Annotated in this window: 6 protein-coding genes and 1 pseudogene; 5 read left to right on the top strand and 2 right to left on the bottom strand. The window is 57.2% G+C overall.

Going from position 1 to position 8,774, the window contains the following annotated elements; all coding sequences use genetic code 11:
* Both ftsH and tilS read right to left on the bottom strand, forming a co-directional pair.
* Positions 1-1,234: pseudogene (gene ftsH / locus NTX71_04165) on the bottom strand (ATP-dependent zinc metalloprotease FtsH).
* 156 nt (positions 1,235-1,390) lie between these two features.
* A complete protein-coding gene (gene tilS / locus NTX71_04160) occupies positions 1,391-2,893 on the bottom strand; it encodes a tRNA lysidine(34) synthetase TilS (GenBank protein ID MCX6339096.1) in 1,503 nt (500 codons plus the stop codon).
* 197 nt (positions 2,894-3,090) lie between these two features.
* On the opposite strand from tilS, the gene NTX71_04155 reads away from it, so the two are divergent.
* The 5 genes from NTX71_04155 to NTX71_04135 all read left to right on the top strand — a co-directional run bounded on the left by NTX71_04155 (position 3,091) and on the right by NTX71_04135 (position 8,657).
* On the top strand, positions 3,091-4,425 hold the full coding sequence (locus NTX71_04155) for a YCF48-related protein (GenBank protein MCX6339095.1): 1,335 nt from the start codon (positions 3,091-3,093) through the stop codon (positions 4,423-4,425).
* A gap of 279 nt (positions 4,426-4,704) precedes the next feature.
* Entirely contained in the window at positions 4,705-5,481 is a 777-nt protein-coding gene (locus NTX71_04150; GenBank protein ID MCX6339094.1) for a ComEA family DNA-binding protein, read from the top strand.
* Positions 5,482-5,897: 416 nt separating this feature from the next.
* A complete protein-coding gene (nifU, locus tag NTX71_04145; protein ID MCX6339093.1) occupies positions 5,898-6,767 on the top strand; it encodes a Fe-S cluster assembly protein NifU in 870 nt (289 codons plus the stop codon).
* A complete protein-coding gene (gene nifS, locus NTX71_04140; GenBank protein MCX6339092.1) occupies positions 6,742-7,902 on the top strand; it encodes a cysteine desulfurase NifS in 1,161 nt (386 codons plus the stop codon). Before nifU ends, nifS begins: the two co-directional genes overlap by 26 nt.
* A 47-nt stretch (positions 7,903-7,949) precedes the next feature.
* On the top strand, positions 7,950-8,657 hold the full coding sequence (locus NTX71_04135; GenBank protein MCX6339091.1) for a DUF2092 domain-containing protein: 708 nt from the start codon (positions 7,950-7,952) through the stop codon (positions 8,655-8,657).
* Positions 8,658-8,774 lie beyond the last annotated feature (117 nt).

Genomic DNA, 8,774 nt, shown 5'->3' with positions numbered 1-8,774 from the left:
CTTTGTGTACCGGATCTGCGTTAGGCAGGAAGTGGGCTACAACTGCGTGCCCTGCCTCGTGGTATGCCGTTATTTCTTTCTCCTTGGGGCTGATTATCCTGCTCTTTCGCTCTGGGCCGGCTATAACCTTGTCGACTGATTCCTCAAGCTCGGCAAGACTGATCTTTTTCTTCTCGCGCCGGGCGGCCAGGATGGCAGCCTCGTTCATGAGATTGGCCAGATCGGCACCGGAGAATCCCGGCGTCTGCTTGGCGATAACCTCCAGGTCGACACTATCCTCCAATGGTATGTCCTTGGCGTGTACCTTAAGTATGCCCTTACGGCCTTTGATATCCGGGAGATCCAAGACTACCTGGCGGTCGAAGCGGCCGGGGCGCAACAATGCCGGATCCAGGATATCGGGGCGGTTGGTGGCAGCTAGGATGATAACGTTGGTAGAGGTATCGAAGCCGTCCATCTCAACCAGAATCTGATTCAATGTCTGCTCACGCTCGTCATGCCCGCCGCCGATGCCCGCGCCGCGGTAGCGCCCCACGGCGTCGATCTCGTCCATGAAGATGATACAGGGAGCGTTCTTCTTTCCCTGCTCGAAGAGGTCGCGCACCCTCGCGGCGCCCACGCCGACGAACATCTCCACGAAATCAGATCCGCTGATGGTGAAGAAGGGCACGTCAGCCTCTCCGGCGATCGCCTTGGCGAGGAGCGTCTTGCCGCAGCCGGGAGGGCCGATGAGCATGACGCCCTTCGGTATCTTGCCGCCGAGCTTCTGGAACTTTTTAGGGTCCTTCAGGAAATCGATGATCTCCTGCACCTCCTCCTTCGCCTCGTCGATGCCCGCGACGTCCTTGAACGTGATTTTCTCATCCCCCTTGGTCATGAGGCGCGCGCGGCTCTTCCCGAAGCTCAGGGCGCTGTGGCCCACGCCCCGCACCTGGCGCGAAACGAGGAACCAGATCACACCCACGATGAGCACGATCGGCAGAAAGGTAAAGATGATCTGGTTGATGTACTCCCTGGAAGGCTCGGTAGAGTACACCACATTATTTGTGAGGCAGAGATTTTGCAGGTCACGGCGAGCCGAGTCGCCCGGGGTAACATTCACGGTATATTTCTTCCCGTTTTTGAATGTTCCCTTCCCGCTGATCGAATTTTCGGCCCCGGTGAATGTCGCGATCTTTCCCGCTTTGAGATCGCTCTCAAATTGACTGTACGTGACGGAGACCGTGTCGCGATCCTTGAGTTTCTGCATTTGGATGGCGAGCATGATGCCAATGAATATGATGAGCCAGATGATCGCGGGGCGAACCGGTCCCCGCTGCGCCTTGCTCGATCCGCTTCGCTTCTTCTCGGCCATCTGATCGACTCCTATGGAAGCTGATTTTTTACTAGCCTACCACATTTCACCGGCTTTTTCCACACTCACCTGCGCGATGCGCTGCGTTGAGGGAGCTACCCTGTATCGGTCCGCGATCCTGTATCCCGGCAGCCAGATAATCTCATCCCCGCAGGCAATCAGGGGCATGGTGGCGCGGAGACGCAAGGGGAGTTTCTCGTCGATCATGATACGCTTTAACTTCTTTGTCCCGCGCATCCCGAGTGGCCTGTAGCGATCTCCAGGGCGACGGTTGCGAACCACGATCCTCTTACCGTTCAGTGCGTCTAGCGAGAAATGCTCGAGGAGAGGCCAGCACTGCGCCCCTCCCTCGCACCACGCCTCAGCCAGTTTCACCGGCTTTTTCCTGAGCCGCCTGATCGTGCCCTTTGCGAGGGTCGAGAATCTGAAGCGGAGGATGAAGGGAGGGCAGCTCAGCTCCAGCTCCTCCTCGAGCGGGAACTCGTAGTCCTCGGCTTTCGCTTTCGCGCCGGCGCTCAAGATGAGCGTGCCGTATTCCCGCGAAGCCGTCACGCCTCCCGGGAGGTGGTGCTGCTTCGCTCCCCGATGCCCTTTGCAGAGATTGAGCACTGCGTCTATGTCGCTGTAGCCGGGAGATGTTCCTCCACCGAGTTTAGCAGTGGCAATCCTCAGGAGCTCGGCGCGCAGGGCGGGCGGCAGTGCGAGAAGGCGGTGCAAAGGAAGCACGATCCGAGCGCCGCGGACCGTGGCCAGCCTTTGGATAAGTCCGGTGGCTTCGTCATGGACGAATGCGTGCTCGTGTGCCAGGATCTCCGCGCTCCGGCGCAGGATCTCCTTGATCCGCGGGCTGTATTCTTTTTGGAGATACGCGATCAGCCTGTGCCGCACTTTGTTCCTCAAAAAGGAAATATCCCTGTTGCTGCGATCGATCCGGTAACGAACCCTGTGAGTCTTCGCGAGCGAGAGAATCTCCAGCCTCCACGTGCGGAGGAGCGGCCTGATTATCATCTGCTCGCCCGCTCGCCTCACCGGCTGCATGCCGCCCAATCCGCGCCCCCCCGCCCCGCGCAGCAGGCGCATGAGAAAGGTCTCGACCTGGTCGTCCGCCGTGTGGCCGACGGCGATGGCTGTTGCCCCCTCTCGGCGGGCGCACTGGCTCAGGAATTCGTATCGCGCCATGCGGGCGGCGGTTTCGAGCGAAAGGCGTTTTCGCCGAGCGAGTTCGCGCACGTCAATACGTTTTGAGATGAAGGGAATCTTTAATTTTTTGCAGTAGTCGCGCACGTGTATGAGATCGAGATCCGCATCTTTTCCGCGAAGGCAATGGTGGAGATGGGCAACATGGAGTCTCACCTTGAAATGGGGGGCGAGCTCCCGGAGCAGGTGGAGGAGCACCATCGAGTCCGGCCCTCCCGACACAGCGGCGAGCACCTTCTGCCCGGGCGCCAGCATCCGGTATTCCTGGATGAAGGAGGCAACCTGTTCTCTCAACAACCGTGCGTGCACGACATGCTGTTGTGTGCGAGCAAGTTCTGCCATAGGTCCAGATAGAGCGTCACGCCGGAGATAGGGAATACCGTACTCACGGGGGATCTGCTGTGGAGCACCCAGCAGCCTCCATCCGTAAGCTCTCAGCCCCCATGCTCTGGTTATCCTCTCCTGACATGATATTACTAAATCCTCACCCATATGGTAAGATAGGATCACGCAAGAAGGAGCAGAAAAAGGAGGCTTCAGTGCGAACACCCGCGCTCATCATCGTAGCCGCGACGGCAGTCATGGTTCATCAATCACCCTGCTTCGCTGAGCGCTGGGCGTGGGTGAGCAGCGGGCATTTGAGCGGGGTCTCAAACATCTTCAGGCTGATCCAGGGGGCCGACGGCGCACTCTACGCGGGGACATCACCCAATGGCGAGGTCTTGAAATCTACTGACGGGGGAGCGTATTGGTACCATACCGCTGATCTGGCCGGGGCAAGGAGCGTGTTCGGTCTTTTCTGTGCCGCTGATGGGGCCGTCTATGCCGGGACTGCCTCCAATGGAGCCGTGTTTAAAACTCTGGATGGCGGCGGGAGCTGGATCAGAGCTGCTGCTTTTGCCGATGCCACTGAGGTAAAATCCTTTGCCGAAACATCGGAAGTGGTTCTATACGCGGGGACCGGCCCTCAGGGGAGGGTATATAAATCAATTGACGGCGGCGCCACATGGATGCTCACGGCTGAGCTAGGCGGCGCACACTATGTCTACTCTCTCCTGGCAGCTTCCGACGGCGCTGTGTACGCAGGGACCGACGGCCGCGTCTTCAAAACGACGGATGGCGGTGAGAGCTGGCAGAATACGGCTGATGTAACCACCGCGGAATATGTGTACTGCCTCCTCCAGGCAGCAGACGGGAGTGTGTACGCCGGGGGCGCGGGGTTGGTATTCAAAACGACTGATGGGGGGGCGAATTGGATTTCGCTGGGAAGATTGAGCGCTCAATCTTATGCCGTTTTCTCCCTCGTCCAGGATGTGGGCGGCGCCATCTACGCGACGAGCGGCAGCGACGGCGGTATCTACAGGCTGGGCGATTCGGGATGGCGCAAGGTGGCAACGCTCACCGAGGCCCGCAATGTGTACGCGCTCCTGCGGTCGAGGGAGGGGAACGTTTACGCGTCGGGTCAGGGCGTCATCCTCACGTATGCGCCGCTCCTTGCCCTGAAGGTCGGCAGCAGCTCTCCCTCGATAGGAGAACCGTTCGCCGTCGAGGTGACGGTGGAGCGGATCGCCCGCAGCTTTGATGCATACTGTGTGATCACAGGCCTCGGTGCAACCTATTCTTTTGCACCCGGCACACCCGCGCATCTCACGCGGGGCATTCGCCCGCTCGCGCGCGGCGTCCCTGGCTTGGAGAATACATTGTCGCGTTTCAAATTCGCACTTCCGGAGATACCCGCGAATATGGCTCCGGGGGGATACACGGTCATTGCCGGGCTTGTCCCTCCGGGCAGGATTCCCGCGGGGGAGAAGAGCGCTTTCCCTGGCTACGTGGATGACGAAGAGATTGTTGTGAGGGACCCGGTGCAGGAGTAGTAGTGGAGTATCCCATTCCGTTCACGTAAGGGATCAGTTATAAAAGGGAAATAAGAAGGGGGTCCACGGATTTCACTGATTTGCACGGATTCAAGATTCACCGAGAACGGGAAACCATTAACCATTCTTATAATCAGTGCTAATCCGTGTCAACCCTCTGCGCGATTATACTTGTTCAGCGAGGATATTATGTTTACAATAGGCACTTCGACGCATTGAGTGTGCGTAGGTGACGAGCTGAGTGAGATAGTTAGGCGCTCTCTAAAAAGGAGGTGAACCGTGAGAAGGATAACCTGTCTATTGCCCGTCGTTGCACTCGTTCTTCTTTGTGCGAGCCCCGCGCTCTGCCTTATTGATATCAACACGGCATCGGAGGATGAGCTCGATAGCCTGCCCGGCATAGGCCCGGCGTATGCGAAGAGGATTATAGAGGGCCGACCCTATAGAAGCATCAATGACCTCAGGCGCGTAAAAGGTATAGGAGAAAAGACCTTAGACAAGTTCAAGGATATGATTACAGTCGGTACGGCGAAGAAGGAGGCTCCCGCAAAGGTAGTCAAGCAGGAACCGATCGAGGTTCCTATCTATTCTGTCGAGAGCTACAAGTTGCTTAAGTGTCACGGATGCAAGAACACGTACAAGGCTTCGAGCGAATTAAAGGGCGGATGGTGTCCCTACTGTGGTGCGAGGTGGCGCGTCAAGGAGGCGGAGTCCCCTCCGCCTGAATCTTCCGCCGAGGCTGAAGCAGTGCCGGGTGCGATATCCTTTGAAGATGCCGGCAACTACGTCGGTCAAACCAAAACGGTAGATGGCACAGTTGTGGATACGCACGTTTCTTCGCGCAGCGGGAACCTTTACCTGAATTTTCATCAGGACTATAGCGCCTACCTGTCTGTCAAGATTCCTGCATCCGATCTCGGAAAATTCCGCAGCGATGCCGCCTCTTACTACACGGGCAAGAAAATTATCTCCACGGGAGAGATTAGAAGGGAAGAGGATGGAAAGTATCTCCGAATGATTGTGACAGATCCCGCCAACCTGAAGGTTGTCAAATAGAACTGCGAGGGTTTCTGCTTCATCCCTAATAAAGAGTAAGTCCGCCTATAGAGAAAAATTTGTTGAACCTTCATCCCGCGGCGCATTCTCTCCTTAATTTTAGCGACTCCGGGGTAATAACGCTCCCTTTTGCTTATCCCTTCCTCAACAATGCAGTGGAGAGTGAAAAGCATTCAGTCGCCTGCAAAGGCGTGGGTATCTATTGAGATTTGTTTTGGATTTTGCAGTTTGAGGTTTGGATGTTCAGGAGGATTGAGCTCACCCGATGGGTTAAGTGCTTCTAATCGCCCCCCGTATTATCCGCCATTTCGGGACCGCCATCCGTATTGATCGCGAGGGGTGCCTTTACTATAATGAGCAGGAACCAAGGTGATTGAATTGAGGTTCGGCACCCATTACCTGTGTGGGAGGGATTCATGTGGAACTACACTGAAAAGGTGATGGAGCATTTTCTCCATCCCCGGAACGCGGGCGAAATCAAGGATGCGGATGCGGTCGGCGAGGTCGGCAACATGGCCTGCGGCGACGCGCTCAAGCTCTACCTCAAGCTCGACAAGGGCAAGCGGATCGCGGACGCGAAGTTCCAGACCTTCGGTTGCGCGAGCGCCATCGCCTCGGCCTCGGCCCTCACCGAGATCATCAAGGGGAAGACGCTGGAAGAAGCAGAAAAGGTCACCAATGACGATATCGCGGCGTATCTCGGCGGGCTGCCCAAGGAGAAGATGCACTGCTCCGTCATGGGGCAGGAGGCGCTCGAGGCGGCGATCACGAGCTACCGCGGCGGAAAACCCGCGCCGCAGGACGAGGGTCGGATCGTCTGCACCTGCTTCGGCGTGACCGATTCAAAGATCGCGAGGGTCGTGAGAGAGCACAAGCTCACTACCCCCGAGCAGGTCACGCACTACTGCAAGGCGGGCGGCGGCTGCGGCGGGTGCGTGGAGGAGATCCAGGCGATCATTGATGAGGTCTGGAGGAAAGAGAGCGAGAAAAAAGCGCGCGCCGGTTTCCCGGCGGCGAAGCCGATGACGAACATCCAAAAAATACAGCTCATACAGGAGACTATCGAGAAGGAGATCAAGCCCGCGCTGAGGGCCGACGGCGGCGACATCGAGCTGATCGACGTGGTCGGCAACAGGGTTCAGGTCGCCTTCAGGGGGGGCTGCGCCGAGTGCCCCGCGTCCGGCGTGACGATTGCCGCGGTCGTTGAGAAGAAGCTGCGCGAGTTCGTATCCCCGGAGATCACCGTTCAGGAGGTCAAGGATGAGAATCGTGTATCTCGACAATAACGCCACGACCGCCATCGCCCCTGAAGTGCTCGATGCGATGACGCCCTTCCTCCGCGACCTCTGGGGCAATCCCTCGAGCATGCACACGTTCGGCGGGCAGGTGAGAAAATATATTGACCGCGCGAGGCAGCAGGTCGCGCGCTTCATCGGCGCCGAGGAGGATGAGATTATCTTCACGGGGTGCGGCACGGAGAGCGACAACACCGCCATCATGGCCGCGCTCGAGGCCAATCCCGGCCGGCGCCACATCGTCACCACCCGTGTCGAGCACCCGGCGGTGCTCAGCCTCTGCCAGCGGCTCGAGAAGGAGGGGCACCAGGTCACCTGGCTGAGCGTGGACGCCCAGGGGATGCTCGATCTCGATGAGGTGCGGCGCTCGGTCAATGAGTGTACGGGCGTGGTTTCGGTGATGTACGCCAACAACGAGACGGGGGTCATCTTCCCCGTGGAGGAGGTCGGAAAGATCGCCAGGGCAGCCGGATGTTTCTTCCACGTTGATGCGGTTCAGGCAGGGGGCAAAATCCCCCTCAACATGCGCCGGAGCGCCATTGACTACCTTGCCCTCTCCGGTCATAAGCTCCACGCGCCCAAGGGGGTAGGGATCCTCTATATCCGCAAGGGCACGAAGTTCAGCCCGCTCATCGTCGGCGGACACCAGGAGATGGGCCGGCGCGGCGGGACAGAGAATGTCGCCTCCATCATAGGTCTTGGAGCCGCCTGCGAACTCGCGGGGAAGCACATGGAAGAGGAGAATGTGAAGGTAAAGAAGCTGCGCGACCAGCTCGAGCGCGCGCTGCTCGCGAAGGCCCCCGATGCCCGCCTCAACGGTCACCCGGAGGTGAGGCTCCCCAATACATCCAACATCAGTTTTGAGTACGTGGAGGGCGAGTCAATCCTCCTCAGGCTCAATGAGCTCGGAATCTGCGCCTCTTCAGGGTCGGCATGCACCTCGGGCTCGCTGGAGCCCTCCCACGTGCTGCGCGCCATGGGCGTGCCCTACACCGCCGCCCACGGCTCCGTGCGATTCAGCCTGAGCAGATATACCACCGTGGAGGAGATTGACTTCGTCATAGAACAGCTCCCGCCGATTATCGCGGATCTGCGCGCCATCAGCCCGTTCGGGCGGAAGGAGTGAGTATATCAATGTAGTTGTTACGGTTAATCAACATGGGAGGTGAACCAATGAATATTTTAAAAAGTCACGCAGCGGTCATAATGCTGTCGTTCGCCGCAGTCATTATCTCGGCCCTGTCCGTTTACGGCAAGGATGAGGTAGATCCGTCAGCTGTTATCGAGAAAATGAACAAGGCATACTCGGAGCTTACAGCGTACCAGGACACCGGCGTTGTCGAAGACGTGATTATCAAGGGCTCTCAGACGACGACATTAAAGAAGGAGTTCGCGATCTGGTTTAAGAAACCTTCATCCCTGAGGGTTGATTGGATCAGTGATATGCCCTTCGGGAAGAAGAAGGCTGTACTATGGAGTAACGGGAAAGATACCTATACTTTCTGGGAACTTAAAAACCAGTACCGGAAAGAGAAATCCCTCAGACGGGGAATCGCCGCTGAAACCGGCGTATCAGGTGGCGCCACCAATACGGTGCCAACCCGATTGCTCGGCGAGCATCGCGATTCAGAATTCAGCGGTTGCGCACTTCTCAAAGAAGAAGATTTTGAGGGAACACCATGCTATGTAATTTCTGCGAAGCACCCTGCCAAACTCGATTGCACACTGTGGATTGGGAAAAATGATTATCTAATCAGAAAATATGAATACAAGATACGCTCGTCCAAACAACTGATGAAGGACGTAAAGGAAAAAATGGAACAGTCTAAAAAGACAATGAGCCAGGCACAGAAAAAGGAAACTAAGTACACAGTATCATAAATATGATGACATATAAATATTGCTTTTCAAGAACGGATGCGGCACAATACGAAGACAAAGAAGGAGGCGTATTGTGCCCAGAACAAGCCCATTCAAGATTATACTCTCTTCGGAAGA

The organism is Candidatus Auribacterota bacterium (assembly GCA_026392035.1).
GTDB lineage: Bacteria > Auribacterota > Tritonobacteria > UBA1439 > UBA1439 > JAPLCX01.
Note: the sequence above shows the minus strand (reverse complement) of the source record. Positions and strands in the feature narration are given on the sequence as shown.